Raw genomic sequence first — 18,303 nt, forward strand, 5'->3', positions numbered from 1 at the left:
GCACGTTGGTCAAGTCCCTCGCCTCCCTCTCCCGCGATAGTCACTTCTCGCTGGCGTTGTATACCCCATCCCAATCGCCCGGCGGCGGTGATCGGCGCAATTGCGATGCGCGCGCACGATAGATTGCATACAAGCCATCGAGGCCAAAATTGTCAGCTTGCGCGCCCCATTCGTCAAGCAGGCGCTGGGCAGTATCCCAATCCATTGCACGATAAGCCGCAAGCATCGCCGAGTGCCCAAGGGCGAATGCGCGGAAATCTTCGGACGAGCCCAGCTCTTCATCACCGATCAGGGCAAAGATCGCTTCGGGGGTTTCACGCCCGACCACACGGACGAGATCCAGCTCCACGGTCGCGAAGTCGGGAAGCTCCTTCTGCAATGCGCTGCCCACTGCGATATCGACCTTGTAGAGTTTGGTTAGCCCCTCGATCCGCGAAGCCAGGTTTACGGTATCGCCCAGCAGCGAATAGGATAGCCGCTGCGCAGAGCCCATGTTCCCCACGCAACATGACCCGGAATTGAGCCCGATTCCGATAGCGACTTCGCCGGGCCATACCTGGCCAGGCTGGTTTGGCATCTCCCGATTGAGCGCCTTCAGCCGTTCCCGCATTGCCAATGCTGCACGGGCCGCATTGGCATACTGGTCAGGATCGTCGAGCGGAGCGTTCCAGAACGCAAGGATGGCATCACCGATAAACTTGTCGATGGTTGCCTTGCGTTCGAGCAGGATGTCGCACATCGGCGTCAGGAAGCTGATGAGGAACGAAATCAGGGATCGGGGTTCAAGCTTTTCAGAGATTCGCGAGAAGCTGCGAATATCGCAGAAAAGCACGGTCATTTCGCGCTCCTCCCCGCCGAGGTCGAGCTGATGGGGGTCCGCAGCGATCCGTTTCACCAACTCTGGTGACAGATATCGGTCGAAGGCCTGGTGGATATAGGCGCGGGCCTTCTCCTCGCGGTAGTAATCAAGCACCGTGACAGTTCCATAAACGCCCAATACCGCCAGGATCGGAAAAGTCGGATCAAGCAGGAATTGCTGCTCGCTGAAGGCCCACCAGCTTCCCGCAGATACTGCTGCGATCATGGCAAAACCCAGGATCGCCCCCCCGCTCGCGCCAAGTCGGGGCAAGAGGAGCAACAGCAACGCTCCAGCCAGCAGCACCAGCGCGCGCTCGAGCCCCACAGCCCAGTCGGGCCGGGTGAGGAAATCGCCCAGGATCATCTGCTCGATCGCTTGCGCATGGACCATCACGCCAAGTTCACGCTCGCGAATTGGGGTCGAAACGAGATCGCGTAGGCCGATCGCACCGGCCCCTACCAGCACAATCCGTCCCTCGAACCTTTCGGCCAGCTCCTGGTCTGCAGTCGCCGGATCGAGAACCTGCCACGCTGGCACGGTTCTGCTGGCGACGGGCTCGGTGTAATGCATCCACAATTCGCCGGCGCGGGTCGTCGGTATCTCGAAATCGCCGACCTTGAGCGAAACAACTCCTGGCTCGGCGCCTGCCGCTATATTGCCGCTGCCATCGCTCATCTTGACGAGGATGGAGCCCGCCCCCTGGGCCACTCGCAAGGTCTCAACCGACAAGGCCGGGAGAATCTGATCCCCCTGCCGCGCCAGCAATGGCGCACGACGCACGATCCCGTCGGAATCGCCGGTCAGAGTCAGGAATCCCCTTCCCAGTGCCGCTTCGTCAAGTTGCGGCAGCGGCAGAATCGCATTCGAATATTCCGGAATCGATTCGACATGGACCGAACCTGAAATCGCGATGCCGGCCTTGGGAACGGCCTCGCTGCGCTTCGGATCATGTGTCAGGAAAAAGCCGTTGACGACGGGCATCTGCACCAGGGCTGCGGCAAACTCATCGTCATTGTCGGGCAGCGCCCGAAGTGCATCCACTGTCGATCCGGCAACCCCCTGGCTGGCCAATGTGGAGGCGATCAATCGCGGCGAGGTGCGATCGGCCTCGGAAAAGACAATATCAAGCCCGATTGCGGCGGCCCCCGCTTCGTTCAGGCGCTGAAGCAGCCGCGCGACGTTTTGCCGCGGCCAGGGCCATTGACCTTCGCGCCTCAGCGATTCCTCGTCGATGTCGACGACGACCACAGGCGTGGAAACATATTCGCGCGGTTGGGCACGGGCAAAGGAATCGAAAACCAGATTACCAAGCACCGAAAGCGATTGTGACTGGGTCAGTTGCAGCAGGAATATGACCAGCAAGGTCAGCAGTCCGGCAAGGCCGGTGCTTTTGATAAAGGCCCTAAGCTTGCCCACGCGAGACAGCGCCCCTCCTCTTCGCCTCCCTGCACCTTCGCAAAGCCGCAGCCCTCTGCAAATCCGGCCCAACTGCTGAAGGCTAGCTGATGGAATCCATCTGTGCTAGATACGGGGCGGGATTTTTGGGGGATGGTGATGCAGTTGCCAAGCAGGCGCTTAGCCTTGGGAGTTTCCGTACTTGCACTAACCGCGCATGCGCCGGCTGCGCTTGCGCAAAGCGGCGCTCAGGCGAACTTGCTCGACGAATTGAGCGAAGCGGCGGAGAAGGCCGACATGGCGCTGGAAACCGCGACAGCGCAGGAAAACGCGGGAAACCTGCTGGGAGCCGCAGCCACTTTGGAGCGGGCCTTGCTCAAGCATCCTGAAGCAGATGACGTCAGGATCGCCTACGCCACACTGCTCTGCCGTCTGGACAACCGACAATCGGCGCAAGTCGAGTTGGGTATGCTGCGGTCACGCCCGACCTCCAGTGCTGGATGGAACCGGATGTTGGAAACATGCGGTGAAGATTTCGGGCAGTTCACCCCCCGTACCGGTCGCATCAATGGCCAGATCAGGGTTGGCATCGCTTATGATGAAGATGCATTCGGCGAACTGAGCACATTCACATTCCTGCCGCCGGAATCGACCGATGGCCTTGCCATCGTCACAACCAGCCAGATCAACGCTCGCATTCCGGCGGGCGACGCGTTCTTTTATGGCGATCTCTTTGCCCAAACTCACAACGATATCTCCGGTCCGGACTCCGATTACCAGTTCGGCGATGCAGCGATCGGATTTGGTATCGAGAATGGTGCGAGCGAGTTTAGTGTTGGCGGCCTGGTCCGGCATGGCCGAATCTCGGGCGACAAATATCTGACCGCAGTGGGCGGCGAGGCACGGGCCAGCTTCCGGGTCGGGACAAAAAGCCGCCTTACATTGCGCGCCGAAGCCGTGGATGAGGATTTCGTGACCGGCTTGCTGGATGGCTGGCACTATACCGGGCAGATCGCCTACGAAGTGCACCCCACCCTTCGCAGCTCGATATTCGTCGCAGCCACTGCGGAAACCAAGAGTGCGGAGTTCAAGTTCCTGGGTTACGATGCCTTCGGCATTGCCGGTGCGGTCGAATTTCCATTGAGCGAGGGGGGCACCTACGCCAAGCTTTCCTCCACCCTCCGGCGGGTGAATTTTCAAAATGAGGAATTCTTCGAGGATCGGCGTGAATGGCGGCTCTACCTGCGCGGCGCGGTTGGCGTGCCTTTGGTGGGCAGGAGTCTCTATCTGGAAGGAGCCGCAAGATACCGGTCTCGCGAAAACAGCCAGCAGTTCGTTGATGATTACAGCAGCCTGGGCGCAGACCTGATGCTGGTATGGAGGTTTTGAGAGGGATGCCCGCGATGAAGACCTTGACCCAGAAAATCATAGTGTTGAGCGCGCTTTCGGCGTTAGCTTTGCCGGGTGTTTCGTTTGGCCAGGATGTGGGGATTACCGCAGCCGTGCGAAACGATGTCCGGGTAACGACGCCCGTCAATCCGGTGCTTCATCCGGCGAAGGTTCGTGAACGCATCGCGCTTGGGAATGACATCGTCACCGGCAAGAACAGCATGACTCAATTGCTGCTGCTGGACCAGACAAGTTTCACCGTCGGCGCCAATGCAAGGGTGAAGATCGACCGCTTCGTCTATAACCCAAATACAAATGCCAGCTCGGTCGGGGCCTCGGTGGCAAAGGGTGCCTTTCGCTTCATGTCCGGTCGCTCGCTGCGCAATGGCAGCACCCGCTCTTCGATCGAGACTCCGGTTGCCTCGATTGGCATTCGAGGCACGATCATCGAAGGGGTGGTTGGTGAAGAGGCGATTGATATAGCCAGGCGTGAACCGGGAATTGACCGGGATTTCGTAGCCGATCCGGAAACGGCCACCCTGATCGTGCTTCGCGGACCCGGCCGAAACGCGCAGGGCGTGCAGCCGGGTGCGATAGATGTGAGCGTGGGCGAAATCGTGATCCCGATGGAGGATGCGGGATTGGCACTGTTTATTCCGGCGCCGGGCCAGGAGCCCATCGGGCCTTTCATGCTTTCGCAGCGGGGCACCGCGTCATTGCGCGATCTACTCGCACCAAGACCCATTCCGGGGCCTGACCGCAATTTTGAAAGAGATCCGACCACCGATCAGATTTTCGAGTGCGAAGGTGGTCGCCAGGGTTCGCCCGGAGGGTGTTTCTCCTCGCTGCAATGATCGCGTTTTTGGCGGCGATGCCGTCAGGCAAGCGCCAACTCGCTTCCGCGCATGCAGAGATCGCGCATTCGCCGAGTGGCAATGTGTATTCGCTGCAAATGGAGAATTTCAGCTGCGTGCCTTTATGCGCGCTCAGGACGCAGGGCTGACAATTCCCGCCGTGCGGCTACTCATCCAGCCCAGCTTCAGCTTCTGGACCGCTTGCTGGTTAGTGGTTTCAGGTAAGGATGAGCGAATTTTGGGCCAATGGTCGCAGTGCGTCGCCGACTGCCTGCGCCGCATCAAATTTGTCAAGCTCCGGCAATCGTCCTAACCTTGCTCCATTGAGGGTCGGCAAGGAGGAGGACAGAACATGAAGATGTTACCGGCCTGCATGGCCATTTCAATCCTGAGCGCTGCAGCTGCCTGCAACAATACTGGCGACAATGTCGGCGGCGAGAGTGCCACTCAAACCGAAGACGATGCACTTGATGGACATGCAGCACTCATCGCAAACGCACTTTCTGCCGGCCCGAATGACGTAACAAAGGAAGCGGCAGTCATCGATGGTGAGGGGAATGTCCTGCGCGAGGGGAGCAATGGTTGGACCTGCATCCCCGAGACCCCGGGCATGGGGCCAATGTGCAATGATCAGACCTGGATGGCAGCTCTCGCCGCGATGCAAGCAGGCGAGGCGTTTCCAACCGGTAAGTTCGGTGTGTCCTATATGCTTGCAGGCGAGGGAAATGCGCCCGGTGTAAGCAATCTGGACCCGGCTGCTACCAAGCCCACAGCCGACAACATGTGGATCAAGGATGGGCCGCATATGATGATCATCCTGCCAGACCCCGCGCTTTATTCTGATATGTCCAACAATGTGGACGATCCGGTCTACGTGATGTGGAAAGACACGCCATTTGCCCATCTGATGGTCCGGCTGGGAGATGCCGAGAGCAAGTAAGGCGAGGCTGTTTGTTGCCCATGGACGCCATATCGTCCCACTTGCTTTGGCGGCAACCAATCACCCCCTTGAGGACGCCCGCAATTGGGCCGGTTGCAGTATGTCCGATCCTGGCGATCGCTCCAAGGAAAGCGGACTATTATCGCGATTGGAAGCAATCGCTGGCAGCGATCCAATTGTGGGCACTGTAATTTCTGGCCAATGCCCCGGTCAGAAATTTCGTCGTGCCTTGCTTCTGGGCCAGCCTCTTTCACCAGTTGCAAGGCCGGCAGCATTATTCTGGTTCGAGTGCGACAATTCCTCACGGGAACTGGCCACATCGCAAGACAAATGCTCAACAACGTTCAGTAGCGGCATGGGGCGGCAAAGGAGGTAGCCTTGGGCCTTGGCGACACCAAGCCTGGCCAGTTCGTCCAATTCCTCTTTGAGCTCTACGCCCTCTGCCACAATCGACGAGCCCAAAGTCCTGGCGAATTGGACCATGGCCTTGACAAAAGCGGATCTCGCAGGCCGGTTATGAATGTCCCGCACCATTGAGACGTCAAGCTTGATAATATCGGGGCCAAGGTCAAGGATGTGCCGCATGCTGGAATAGCCTGCACCCACATCGTCTATTGCGAGTTGCGCGCAACCATGAAGCTCTTCAATGCGCTGGTTTAATTCTTTGTAGTCCTCGACTGCTTCGTGCTCGGTTAGCTCGATGACAACACGATTGGAGGACAGGCCTTCGAATACCGATTTAAGTTCGCCGGACAAGAGCGTTTCAAGCGAGACGTTGACCGACAGATAAACATTCTGGGGCAGATGAGTCAGCCCCTTCAGCGCCCGCTGAATGGTCGCAATTTCAAGTTCGACGGTAAGCCCAACCTCGTCGGCCTCATCGAACCAATCGCTCGGTGAGCGCTCTTCCGCATCAGGAAATCGGACAAGGGCTTCGACACCAACTGGTTTGAGATCTGCGATACTGTAAATCGGTTGATAAACGGTCGTATAGTGACCCACTTCAATAGCCTTCGTGATCTTTGCAGACAGTTCTTTCTGACGCGATTCTTGCATCGCCCGTCGATCAATCAAGTCCCCAGTCAGCTTCGCCGCCATCTTTAAAACATCGAGATTGCGCCGATTCAAATTGAAGTCTGCCTCAAAGGCAAAGCAGCACATGGTGCCGTAGGTCGTACCGTCACGAAGCTTGAGCGGAACGCTCAGATGTGCTCCAACTGGGAGTTCCTTCGTAACTGGCATGGCGGCCGCGAAGGGAATGGCTGCCGCATTCTGGATAAGTTCAGGAAGGCGCCCCTCCACAATATGGTGGCAATAGCTATCGACTAGCGGATCAGAACCACCAACTTCGATCGGAGCTTGTTTGGTAGCGCAGCTTACGTAACGAAAGACCCTTTTCCCGTCGAGGAACTCGGAAATGAACGCCACGTCCATGGAGAGATGCTCGCGCAGCCCGTCAAGCACCCCTTGTATGATGCTGCTAGTGGACTCGTTGCTATCCGCCTCCTTGATGCGCAGCAACTCTGCTAAAGCGACATGGTTTCTTCGATGCGCCACTTATTCCTTTCCTTTGAGAACAATCTCCTAGCGGGGAACCTTTACCATAAAATGAAACAGAATCAGGGGCGCTGACTAGAGTTTTCACCGTATTAAGAAAGCAGATCTCCTCTTAAAGCCGCTTTTCTTAAAGCCGCTTTGCACCCGCTATCTGGTGATAGGTATTTGCTGGGCCCCTTTTGGCCAAAGTCCAGGCGGCGAGCAATGGACTTAAGGGCATAGCCTGGGTTCTTGTTAGCAGAATGTTAGCGATACTTGAGCTATCGACCGTTTATGCGACCCGAAGGAATAACCGAACGGCGAAAAGCAAAAACCCAGGCCTTCAGGCTTGGGCAGCCGCTGTTCATTCAGGTTCCCAGAACAATCGCGGCGTCGGTACTGGCTGGTTGCACGCTACTGGCCTTGGCCGCCAGCAATCTGACTTTTCCAGCGATTGCATTTGGCCCGGTGTTCCTGTTGATTTGCGCTTTCGGAGCGTGGTTCGTGGGCAGTCGCTATGCTGTCGTGCTACTAATGTTCATCGCGGCTATCGAGCTCCTGAACGGCCATGCTGTTTTCCTTCATGATAGACCAATTGTCACAGGTATGGACCTGGCCATACGGGCAAGCTGCGCATTAGCTGTGGTTCTCATGCTCGGTGTCGCCAGGGAAGCTCTTGAAATTGAGTGGCGCTTTGCGCGGGTTGACCCCTTGACTGGAGCGCAAAACAGGAAGGCGTTCTTTGAGGCCGTGGCATCTGATGCCGATACAAACGGTATAGCGGTTTTGATGTTTGCAGATGTCAATGGGCTGAAACGTGTCAACGATCGACTGGGGCACGAAGCAGGTGATGAGGCGCTCCAGGACTTTGCAGCTCGCGTCAAGAAGGTAATCCGCAAGGAAGATCTCTTCGCCCGAATAGGCGGTGACGAATTTGTGATCTTCTTCAAAGTTCAAGATCGATCGGCGGCACATGTTGTGGCTAGCCGACTGGATACCGAACTTAATCGTGGCGTAAAGCGAGACGGGACTCATCTGACATGCAGCTTGGGCGTCTTGATCTTACTGGCAGGTTCAAAGAACATCGACGCTGAGCTCCAACAGGCCGATAGGCTGATGTATTTTGCGAAGAGAGAACGGATCGGAGTTATGATGGCAACCTCAATCGATGGGGAGATGCAGCAGCTTATGCCCATTGCGCCTGAGGTCGAATCTGTCAGACGGCAAGCGGCTGCATTCAGAGCGATTGAGAGATACTCCGAGAATGCAGGCATTCAGAGTTCTCCCGACCGCTCTGCGGCCGCTTAGGAGCGGCTGCCACAGGTTTAGAGTCAGCCCACAACGATAGTCCCGTTCCATCCAAACTCCAGTCGCCATCCATTGAATGAATCTGGGCCGTCAGCAGTCCGTCCGGTTCCGGGATTGTCGTATCTGATTTCTGTCGACTTATTGCGGATCGATTACGCAGTCCGTTACATCGGACGCGTCCTCGCCGATGTTCTCGAACACTACCTTTCAAGAACTTCAAGGGATCCTGGAAGTCCCCTCGCAAATACCGCTGCGGCCTGACGGATCGCCATACGATCGGCATCGTCAGCCACTTCATAGGTGTATGCGGGAATGCCGTAGGCCTGGTGAAACCAGTTCTTGGCTGTCCCGCTGCCAGGGTTCGCATTGCGCCGCTCGATCGAAAAAATATAGCCCGGGAGCGAGTTCTCCTTCCCCTGAAGCCACGCGCCAAGGAACTGTTCCTTCCGCTCGCTTGCTTCATCGCCCTGGACATAGAAGAGATTGCGATGGGTTGAATGGAAGTCGAGCATGAGGACTGGCCGGACCCCTGCCGGCAGTGCGTCAAGCCAGCCTTTGATGGCCTGCGTCTCTGGCTGGCTGAATTCTCCCCAGTCGCGGTTGATATCCTTTCCGCCAAGGTTTGCACGCCAGTTGCCGCGGGCCACCCCGTCGGGATTGAGCAACGGAATTACGAGAAACTGGTAACGCTTGCCCATTTGCGGATCGGCTGCGAGCAGCGCGGCTATCCGGTCGACAAAACTTTCCATCGCTATTGCGCCGGTAACCTCGGGCGGGTGCTGGCGACCAAGCAGCACCACTAGCCGGGGGGCATCCGCGAGGCCGAGACGAACGGCCCAGATCGGCCTGCGATCGTGCGACCTTCCCAGCACGAAGCGCCGAGCGAGCGGGCCCTGCGCCCATCGCTCCAGTGCCTCCTCGTAATCCCCGCTGTCGAAGATTTCCTGCGCGCTAACCGTCGCCCGGCCGGGGGGCAGTCGCATGGTGGCGGTGGTGCCATCCTCACTTGTCTTGACAGTCAGTTGGCGCCTCTCGGTTCCGTCGGTCCATTTCGGCACGTACCGGTGCTGGCTAGCGAGATAGCGCAAGTGAACGGTCAGCTCACCGCCGGCGCGCGCCTCGTAGCGAAAGGCATACCAGGGGCTGGGATTGATCGGCGGCAGGTGCTCGGGCGCTACCAGCACGCTGAATTCTCGCTCCCCCTCGATCACGCAGCGCGCAAATGATGCGGCCTCGAAATCGAAGGACAACTTCGCTGAACTTGTGGTGCAGGCACTGCCAACCGGCCCCTGAACGGAACTGTCCAACGGGGGTGCACCTGCTGTGCATGCCCCCGTTGCCAACGCGATTCCGAACAGCAGATGCCGGAATTCCATAGGCTATCACCTCGTCCGTCAGAACTCCTTGCGAAGTTCGATATGGAACACGCGCCCGCGCGCACTGTGCAGCTCGCTGAAGAAGCCAAACTGCTCGTCTGCCAGAGGCGGGTCCTTATCGAACAGATTGTTGATCGCAAAGCGCAACCTGGTTCCGTCGAGTGGGGTATCGTTTTCGATCTTGTAGGCGATCGAGAAGTTTACCACGAACTGATCATCCACACGCCAGAAATTGCCGTTCGGATCGTCGGTTTCGATCAGGTCGTCTCGCGTTACACTGGTATCCCAGACCTTGCCGACATAATTGCCGAACAGGCTGACATCGACTGGCCCGCTCTCCCAGTTGATCGAGCCACTGAAGCGCCATTTGGGGCGCCCTTCGATTTCCAGCAGCTGGCCAAGGCCACCGACCGTCACGTCAGGTGGCAAGGCGCCTGCGGCAATTCCTTCGAGCAGTTCCTGGCTCTCCGGTCCGGCCGACTGGATGAAGCTATTCAGGCGAGCCGCATTGAAGCGAAGCCGGAATTTGCCGAGCCCGAAATCGGGCACCCGATAGAACATGCCGAAATCCCACCCCTTCGACACGCGGCTATCGAGGTTGAGGTAGGGGTCAAATACCCGAATAATCTCGCCCGCAGGTGAAAGGCTGGTGCCGGTAAACAACGCGATGGCATCAGCATCCGGCGCGGCCCTGATCACGTTGGGATTGGTGCTGCCATTGAGGCGACGCAGCAGGTCAAGCGCGATGGCGTTGTCATCGCCAAAAGTGCCAACTAGACCGGTCTGCTTGACGCGCCAATAGTCAGCCGTCAGCGTCAGCCCGGGGATGAAGGTCGGCTCCAGCACGACACCCAGATTGATGCTCTCACTATCCTCGGGCGTGAGATTTTCGCTGCCGGAACGGAAACTGACCGTGCTCTCACCAGGACAGGCTCCCAGGTTCGCCAGCGTGCCCTTTTCCACCCTTGCCTGGCAGATGACAAGATCATCCCGGGTGTTTACGCGTGTCGTGCCCGCGTCATTTACCTGTACGAGGTTCGGCGCGCGGAAACCTTCGGACCAGGCGCCGCGGAAGGTCACGCCGGGAATCGTGGTCCATGATGCAGCGACACGCGGCACCAAGGCACTCTCCTTGATGTCATCGAAATATTCATAGCGGCCCGCCAACTGGACATTGAATTCCTCGACCAGCGGGATGTCCATGTCCGAACTCACGACCGGCACAAACACTTCCGCATGGGCCGAGTAAACGTTGCGGTGGCCGCTTGTGTCGGGCGTTGGGCTGGTTCCGACAACATCGCTGCCGACAAATTCGCCAGTAATGCTGTCGGTGAAGGTGATCGTTCCATCGAGCCGGGGATCGCGATCGTCGAAAAAGCTCTCGCGCCGCCATTCGATACCCGCTGCAACGCCAAGGTTGCCGCCGGGCAGCGATATCAGATCGTCCCGGCTGACCTTGAAATCTGCCAGCGCCAGGGTGGTGCCACCCTTGCGGAAAACATCGATTCGAATGGAATCGAGCACTTCCTCCGGATTGGGGGTGCAGTCGCCCTCGCCCGGATCGCCAAGACAGCCGCCATTGAAGGGGTTGTAGGCATCCGGCGTGGTCCGGTTGATGGCTTGCTGTGCCAGCGTCATCGAGACGCGGTTGCGCGCAAGGTCGGTCAATCTCGCTTGCGAATAGAGGAAGCCGGTATCGAATTCCCAAGCGCCAAGGCTACCGCGCAGCCCCCCGAGGAGGCGGTAGGTATTCTTGTCGACCGATACGTCGCGGCTGCCGACATCCACGAAGCGATAGCGTTCCATGATCACGTCTGCGCCGCCGGCCGCAATGGTGGTTCCAGGCAGCCGGTTAGGGCTGCCGACCGGACCGAAGGGATTCCAATAGGCATCGCGCGAAATGCCTATTGGCGTTGCGCCCAGAATGGCAGAAGCCTCGTTGTTACGGCGGCTTTCGGAACGGTAAAAGCTGCCTTCGAAATAGGCTTCGAGATTGTCGGTCAGCTCATAATTGAGCAGCGCCATCGCGTTGTAGCGGCTCTTCTCGCTGATGAGAGTGCCATCGAAATTCTGGTTGTAGCGTACCGCGGCGGGCGGCGTGGGGGCACCGGTCGGCCTCGACGGGGCTGAGGCGCAAATACCGTTACCGAAATCCAGGCGGCAATCCGGGAATGTGCTTGGCTGGAGCCAGAAATCGTCGTCACCGATCGGCGTGCTGGATCGAGATGCCTGGATATCGAACTGGCCGAACGGGCCGAATGTGTTGCGGTTGTTGAACGAGGCATCGCCCTCGAAATCCGTACCTTCAACCAGCGGCAGGCGATTTTCATCAGCAGCATATCGCCGCGCCGATGTCGGCAGGCCGTTTTCATGGAAATAGCCGCCATAGACCGTGAGATTGCCGCGACCGCCCCCGAAATCGAATCCCAACCCCCCGCTAAGGCGATAGCTGTAGAGGCTCGTACCATCGGAAGCGCGCCAGTCGCCCTCGAGGAATCCTCCCCTCATATTGCCCTTGAGCACGGTGTTGATGACCCCCGCGACCGCGTCCGCGCCGTAAATGGCCGAAGCGCCATCGCGCAGGATTTCGATCCGGCGAATACTGCCCGGTGCGATTTCATTGGTGTCGGAGCTGACCACGGGCACCAGCAATTCAGTCTGGAAGCCGGGGTGCAAGGTCATGCGGCGGCCATTGATCAGCAACAGGGTATTGCCAGTACCAAGATCCCGCAGGTTGATCGATCCGACATCGCCGCGCGCGCTGTTCTGGGTTGTCGCGTTCTGCTCGTTGAAGGCAACCGTGCCCGCCTGCGGGATTGCGCGGAACAGTTCATCGCCCGATGAAGCACCGGTGTTTTCGATTGCCTCTTCGTCAAGCACAGTCACCGGCAGAACGTCATTGATCTTGGCGCCCTGAATCTGGGAGCCGGTGACGATAATCACCGGTTCGTCAGGCGGTGGAGGCGCAGCCTGCTGCGCGGCGGCTGCAGTGGCGGTGGCTGCCAGGCTCGTGCCCGACAGCAGTATGAGCTTGCTGATTTTTCCTATGTTCATTGTTATTCCTCCCGAATTCACTGTCCCAAAGTTGAATCAAACCATTTGGCGAAGAGCATTGGCCACTGGCTGATGACCTGGTCCGGCTCGCCCAGGCCCCAGCCATGACCGCCCTCGCTGAAAATGTGCAGCTCAGCTGGAGCACCTTTGGCACGCAACGCCTCGAACAATGTGATCCCGTGCGCGGGCGGAGTGATCGGGTCGTCAGCAGCGGAAAAGATGATCGTCGGCGGCGCTTCGGCGCTCGCATGGGTGTCGAGCGACCATTCCCTCTGCGCATCCATGGATGGCTCGCGGCCAATGATTTCGCGCCGGGTACGGGTGTTGTCGAACGGCTCGCGCAGCGACACCACAGGGAACAGCAGCACACTGAAATCGGGGCGCGAGCTGACCTTTTCGTATTGGTCTGCCCCTTGGTAGAAGGTCCTTTCAGGCTGCAAGGCAGTGAAGCCTGCAAGATGCCCGCCCGCGGAAAATCCCATGACCCCGATCCGGTCGGTGCGCAGGCCGAATTCCTTCGCCCGCGAGCGGATGATCTTCATGGCCCGCTGGGCATCGGCGAATGGAGCCCCCGCATCCCACCCGTCATTAGGTAGGCGGTAGATCAGTTCGAACACTGTAAAGCCGCGTTCCTGCAGCCACTGTGCCGCCGGCGTACTTTCCTTCCACAACTGGATGCGGAAATAGCCGCCGCCGCCGCACACCAGTACAGCACTGCCATTGGGCCGCAAAGGCCGGTAAACGCGCATCCGCGGCACCGAGATGTTGGAAACCGCGCCATAGCCCGATCCAGGGCCCCCGACCTTTTCTGGCCCGGTGGGGCCACCCCTGCCCGGGGGGCGTCCCGGCCAAAGCGGGATTTCCTCCTGCTCCATGGCACGCAAAGGTGCCCATCCAGCAAGACCGGCGTATGACCCAATGACCGCAGCGGTCGAGATCAAGGCACGGCGCGAAATCACGCGTCTTGTACTGCCACTTTGGCGGCGAGCGCCTCGCTATGCGGGCCGGTTCGCTCGTGGCGTTCGATATCTTCCTCAGGCAGCGGCAGCGGGTTTCCGGCCATTGCGGCGGCGAGCCGCGTCCGGTCGAGCGCTCCCTCCCATCGGGCAACCACGATAGTAGCCACGGCATTCCCGATGAAATTGGTGAGTGCGCGGCACTCGCTCATGAAGCGATCGATCCCGAGTATCAGTGCCATTCCGGCGACCGGAACCGAGGGAACCACGGACAGAGTGGCGGCGAGGATGACGAAGCCGGCGCCAGTCACGCCAGCGGCCCCCTTCGAACTGATCATTGCCACGAACACGAGAGCCAGTTGCTCGCTCCAGCTCAAATCCACGCCCACTGCCTGTGCAATGAACAGTGCAGCAAGTGTCATGTAGATATTGGTTCCATCGAGGTTGAAGGAATATCCGGTCGGGACAACCAGCCCCACCACGGTCTTGCGGCAGCCGGCGATCTCCATTTTTTCCATCAGGCTCGGCAGTGCCGCTTCGGAGGACGAGGTGCCAAGCACCAGCAGCAGCTCCTCGCGCAAGTACCGGATGAGCGAGAAGATCGAGAAACCAGCGAAGTAGCCGACCAATCCAAGCACCACGAGCACGAACAGCAAAGAGGTAAGATAGAATGCGGCGATCAGCGTGGCGAGATTGGCGAGTGACCCGATGCCGAATTCACCGATCGTGAATGCGATGGCGCCAAAAGCGCCGATTGGCGCGAGTTTCATCAACATATGTACAAGCTTGAAGATGATCTCGCTGAGCGACCCGAGGACATCGAGCACGAGATCACTGTGCGGGCGTGTCATTGCAATGGCCACGCCCGCCAGGATTGCGACCAGCAGCACCTGGAGGATTTTTCCTTCCGTCATGGCACTGAACAGGGTCTCAGGTATGATATTGAGCAGGAATCCGGTGATGCTCTGCTCTTCGGCAGATTGGGTGTAACTGGTGACAGCGCCCGCATCGAGCGATGCCGGATCGATTCCGAGCCCCTCCCCGGGGCGTACGATATTGGCCACTGCCAGTCCGATGAAAAGCGCCAGGGTCGAGAAGAACAGGAAGTAGACGAAGGCCTTTCCGGCAACACTCCCGACCGAGTTTATGTCGCGCATCCCGGCGATCCCGGTAGCGACGGTCAGGAATATCACCGGTGCGATGATCATCTTGACCAGCTTGATGAAGCCATCGCCAAGCGGTTTCAGGGCAGCGCCGAATTCGGGAAACACATGACCGACGATTGCGCCCAGCAAGATTGCCGAGAGCACTTGAAAATAGAGTTGCCGGTAGATCGGTTTTCTCGGCGCGGGCCGATCCGGCTTTTGCGCGATGCTATCCTGCAACCCCATCAAACGTTCCCCTCCACAGGCCAAGTTTGGCTCTGCCCAGGGAAAGGCTAGTCAGGTTTGCGAATACGACAAGTCCGGGCGCCGGATATATTTTCATATTCAAAATCAATGTATTGAAACGTGGTCCGAGTTATTTTGTGCGATATTCCGCACATTACCTTTGACTTCGGTGCGATATTTCGCACAAGCGCTTGAGGCAAGGAGGCGGTTTTGGGCCAGAGATTCGGTAGCTGGTATTTGCGGGGCATTGCCGGTGTGGCGATGATCCTCATAGCCCTGCTTGCCATGTTGGCCGTCGACCAAACGATGCGCACCTCGGCGCTGGCCGAAACCAAATCGGCTGCGGAAAGAAATTTGGCGATCCTTGCGGCGGGCCTGGATAGCAAATTGGAAAAGTTCAGCCTGGTGCCTCGCGTCCTCGCGGTCGACCCCGAGGTGCGAGCGCTGCTCGCTGGCGACAGGCGCCAGCGGGCCGTCCTAAATCGCCGACTTTCCGATCTTGCCGACCAGACCGGTGCATCTGCGATCTATCTTATGGACACGAAAGGACTCACGCTGGCAGCAAGCAACTGGAGCCTGCCATCAAGTTTCGTCGGTTCGAACTATGGATTCCGGAATTATTTTTCCGAAGCGATCGCGCATGGTTCCGCGAGTGAATTTGCCTTGGGCACAGTAAGCCGCCGTCCCGGTCTCTACATCGCGCAGCGTGTTCAGTCGGGAGCGTCGACGCTTGGAGTGGTCGCGGTGAAGGTTGAATTCGATGTGACCGAGCAAAGCTGGCGTGGAGTGGAAGAGGGTGTATTCGTTACCGACGCCGATGGGGTTGTATTGATCACCAGCAACCCGGAATGGCGCTTTCGCACTACGCGTCCGGCAGCCATGGGGGTCCGTGATCCGGCGCAGGATGAATTGCGCTTCGGCAAATCATCGCTCGAACCAATGCTGCCTGCGGCGAGACGGCGTGGACGCTCGCCGACTTCCCTGATCGAGATGAGCCAGCCGATCTCGCCGGAAGGGTGGGAGTTGCACCTGATGGTCGATCCGGCGCCCAGCCTTGCCGCTGCGATTGCCAACGGACGCTTGCTGGTCCTGCTGGGATTGATATTGGCGGCTGGAGCCCTGGGTTTGCTGTTGTGGTGGCATGGCCGCCGCGAAGCGCAGGCGGAATCGCTTTTGGCTGAACGAACCGCAACACTGCGCGATCAGCTTTTGCAAGCCAACCGCCTGGCCACGCTGGGCCAGGTTACAGCCGGAATTGGGCATGAGATCAGGCAACCGGTTGCCGCGATGCGGGTCTTTGCCGAGAATGGGGCGCGTCTGCTTGAAAAGGGCCAAAACACCGCCGCCGCCGATAATTTCGTGAAGATCGTGGGGCTGACGGCCAGAATCGGGCAGATCACCGAAGAGTTGCTGCGTTTTAGCCGACGCGGGGCGCGAGAGCCGCGGGAGATGCCACTCGCACAGGTGATCGACGGGGCGCTTCTGCTGTTGCGCGACAGGATCGAACGCCATGGTGCGACGGTGTCACGGCCGGATCCCCAGATGGCGCAAACCCTGGTTCAAGCAGAGCATGTCCGGTTGGAGCAAGTATTGGTAAACCTACTTCAGAACGCGCTGGATGCCTCCCCAGCCGGCAGCAGGATCGCGATCGAACTGGCGTCTGAGGGGGATTACTGCCTTCTTGCAGTCACAGATGAGGGGCACGGCATAAGTGACGAGGTGCGGGCAAACCTGTTCCAGCCTTTTGCGACGACGAAGGAAGAAGGCCTCGGCCTGGGGCTCGTCATCTCGCAAGACATCATGCGCAGCCTTGGCGGTGACCTCAGGGCCGAGAGCAGCAAGGCCGGCGCACGCTTCACCATGGTGATTCCACGGGCATGACCGAGTTGCCCCATCTCGATGTCGTGCTTGTCGAGGATGACCAATCACTGCTCGAAGCAACGGTGCAGGCGCTGAGCCTGGAGGGAGTACAAGTGCGGGCCTACAGCGATGCCGAAACTGCGCTGAAGTCCCTCACGAACGAATTTCCCGGGGTTGTAGTGAGTGATATACGCATGCCCAGGATGGACGGTCTCGAATTCTTCTCGCGCCTGCGCGAGGTGGACCCAGAATTGCCCGTTATTCTCACGACTGCGCATGGCGATGTGGAAATGGCGGTCGAGGCGATGAAGGACGGAGCCTCTGACTTCCTGACCAAGCCCTATTCCTCGGTCGAACTTGTTCGTTCAGTCAGGTCCGCTGCCGAAAAAAGGGCCCTGGTGCTTGAGAACCGACGCTTGCGCAGCGAACTCGGCGAACGATCCGATGCCTCGGTTCTTGGCTCGTCCGAGGCAGCGCAAAAGCTGAGATCCGTGATCGAAGCGGTGGCTCGATCCGAAATCGATGTCCTCATTGAAGGGGCAGCTGGCACTGGCAAGAGTTTCACCGCGCGCTTGATCCACGATTCAAGCCCGCGCAGGGGCAGGCCATTCGTCACGATCGACGCGGGCATACTCGCACATGAGGATGCCGACCTTCTGCTGTTCGGACGTGAGCCATCGGCAGGTCTTTCACGGACCGGTCTCTTGGAACGGGCAAACGGCGGGACCCTGTTTCTCGATGAGCTGCGCTTCGTTTCGGACCAGACCCATTCCCGGCTTTTGGCGATGATCGACAGACGTTCGGTGATCCCCATCGGGGCTGATCGGGCCCGCAAGCTCGACGTCCGGATTCTGCTCGCGAGAAATCCGGATGCCCAGGATCTGTCACCGCCGCAACTCCTCCAGCTTGAACAGCGCCTTGCAGCGGTGCGCATTACCCTGCCAACGCTCGCGGAACGACGTTCGGACATTGCCGAGTTATTCCGCCATTTCGTCCGTGTGCATGAGCGCGAACTCGAGAATGAAGCGGGCGGGATCAGCGAAGAAGAATGGCGCCACATCCAGACGCACGACTGGCCCGGAAACCTGCGCGAGTTGAGTGGTTATGCGCGGGCCTTCGTGCTTGGCCTGTCTTCGCTCGAACCGCGGCCTCTCCCGCTCTCGGGCCCACGCCCATTGCAGCAGATTGTGGCCGATTTCGAGCGCTCGCTGCTTGACGATGCGCTGCGCCGATGCGGTGGCAATGTCGCGCCTCTCCAGGCAATGTTGCAGATCCCGCGCAAAACACTCTACGACAAACTGGCGCGCTATGACCTTAAGCCGCGGGATTACAGACAATAGCTGCGGCGGGCTGCTGAAAGCTTTGCTCAGTGCGCGACAGAACGA

12 protein-coding genes are annotated in these 18,303 nt (G+C 58.9%); 6 read left to right on the top strand and 6 right to left on the bottom strand.

Annotation, left to right across the window (positions count from 1 at the left end; all coding sequences use genetic code 11):
* Positions 1 to 40 precede the first annotated feature (40 nt).
* On the bottom strand, positions 41 to 2,275 hold the full coding sequence (locus ACX3VQ_RS11320; RefSeq protein ID WP_462581169.1) for a CHASE2 domain-containing protein: 2,235 nt from the start codon (positions 2,273 to 2,275) through the stop codon (positions 41 to 43).
* A gap of 237 nt (positions 2,276 to 2,512) precedes the next feature.
* On the opposite strand from ACX3VQ_RS11320, the gene ACX3VQ_RS11325 reads away from it, so the two are divergent.
* The 3 genes from ACX3VQ_RS11325 to ACX3VQ_RS11335 all read left to right on the top strand — a co-directional run bounded on the left by ACX3VQ_RS11325 (position 2,513) and on the right by ACX3VQ_RS11335 (position 5,437).
* On the top strand, positions 2,513 to 3,643 hold the full coding sequence (locus ACX3VQ_RS11325) for a hypothetical protein (RefSeq protein ID WP_462581171.1): 1,131 nt from the start codon (positions 2,513 to 2,515) through the stop codon (positions 3,641 to 3,643).
* 14 nt (positions 3,644 to 3,657) lie between these two features.
* Entirely contained in the window at positions 3,658 to 4,497 is an 840-nt protein-coding gene (locus ACX3VQ_RS11330) for a FecR family protein (protein WP_462572618.1), read from the top strand.
* A 352-nt stretch (positions 4,498 to 4,849) separates the two neighbouring features.
* Entirely contained in the window at positions 4,850 to 5,437 is a 588-nt protein-coding gene (locus tag ACX3VQ_RS11335) for a hypothetical protein (RefSeq protein ID WP_462581173.1), read from the top strand.
* Between the two features lie 210 nt (positions 5,438 to 5,647).
* Here ACX3VQ_RS11335 and ACX3VQ_RS11340 read toward each other — a convergent pair whose 3' ends face one another.
* Complete coding sequence (locus ACX3VQ_RS11340; protein ID WP_462581174.1) at positions 5,648 to 6,994, bottom strand: sensor domain-containing phosphodiesterase; 1,347 nt, start codon at positions 6,992 to 6,994, stop codon at positions 5,648 to 5,650.
* A 273-nt stretch (positions 6,995 to 7,267) separates the two neighbouring features.
* Between ACX3VQ_RS11340 and ACX3VQ_RS11345 the strand changes: the two genes are divergently transcribed.
* Positions 7,268 to 8,281, top strand: a complete 1,014-nt coding sequence (locus ACX3VQ_RS11345) for a GGDEF domain-containing protein (RefSeq protein WP_462581175.1) — start codon at positions 7,268 to 7,270, stop codon at positions 8,279 to 8,281.
* Positions 8,282 to 8,481: 200 nt separating this feature from the next.
* Here the strand turns inward: ACX3VQ_RS11345 and ACX3VQ_RS11350 are convergent, their stop codons facing one another.
* The 4 genes from ACX3VQ_RS11350 to ACX3VQ_RS11365 all read right to left on the bottom strand — a co-directional run bounded on the left by ACX3VQ_RS11350 (position 8,482) and on the right by ACX3VQ_RS11365 (position 15,058).
* Positions 8,482 to 9,588: a M14 family metallopeptidase gene (locus ACX3VQ_RS11350; RefSeq protein WP_462581176.1), complete on the bottom strand. Its 1,107-nt coding sequence runs from the start codon at positions 9,586 to 9,588 to the stop codon at positions 8,482 to 8,484.
* 87 nt (positions 9,589 to 9,675) lie between these two features.
* Positions 9,676 to 12,711 (bottom strand): TonB-dependent receptor domain-containing protein, encoded by a 3,036-nt coding sequence (locus ACX3VQ_RS11355; RefSeq protein ID WP_462581177.1) that lies wholly within the window; start codon positions 12,709 to 12,711, stop codon positions 9,676 to 9,678.
* 17 nt (positions 12,712 to 12,728) lie between these two features.
* On the bottom strand, positions 12,729 to 13,586 hold the full coding sequence (locus ACX3VQ_RS11360; RefSeq protein ID WP_462581178.1) for an alpha/beta hydrolase: 858 nt from the start codon (positions 13,584 to 13,586) through the stop codon (positions 12,729 to 12,731).
* 80 nt (positions 13,587 to 13,666) lie between these two features.
* Positions 13,667 to 15,058, bottom strand: a complete 1,392-nt coding sequence (locus tag ACX3VQ_RS11365) for a dicarboxylate/amino acid:cation symporter (protein ID WP_462581179.1) — start codon at positions 15,056 to 15,058, stop codon at positions 13,667 to 13,669.
* Positions 15,059 to 15,268: 210 nt separating this feature from the next.
* Here ACX3VQ_RS11365 and ACX3VQ_RS11370 point away from each other — a divergent pair, with 210 nt between their 5' ends.
* Together ACX3VQ_RS11370 and ACX3VQ_RS11375 are read left to right on the top strand one after the other, a co-directional pair.
* Positions 15,269 to 16,939 carry a sensor histidine kinase gene (locus ACX3VQ_RS11370; protein WP_462581180.1) on the top strand — a complete coding sequence of 557 codons (1,671 nt, stop codon included), beginning with the start codon at positions 15,269 to 15,271 and terminating at the stop codon, positions 16,937 to 16,939.
* Positions 16,936 to 18,258, top strand: coding sequence for a sigma-54-dependent transcriptional regulator (locus tag ACX3VQ_RS11375; protein WP_462581181.1), 1,323 nt, complete (start codon positions 16,936 to 16,938; stop codon positions 18,256 to 18,258). The genes ACX3VQ_RS11370 and ACX3VQ_RS11375 overlap by 4 nt, the downstream gene beginning before the upstream one ends.
* Positions 18,259 to 18,303: the final 45 nt, after the last annotated feature.

The organism is Altererythrobacter chaiwopuensis (genome assembly GCF_054957735.1).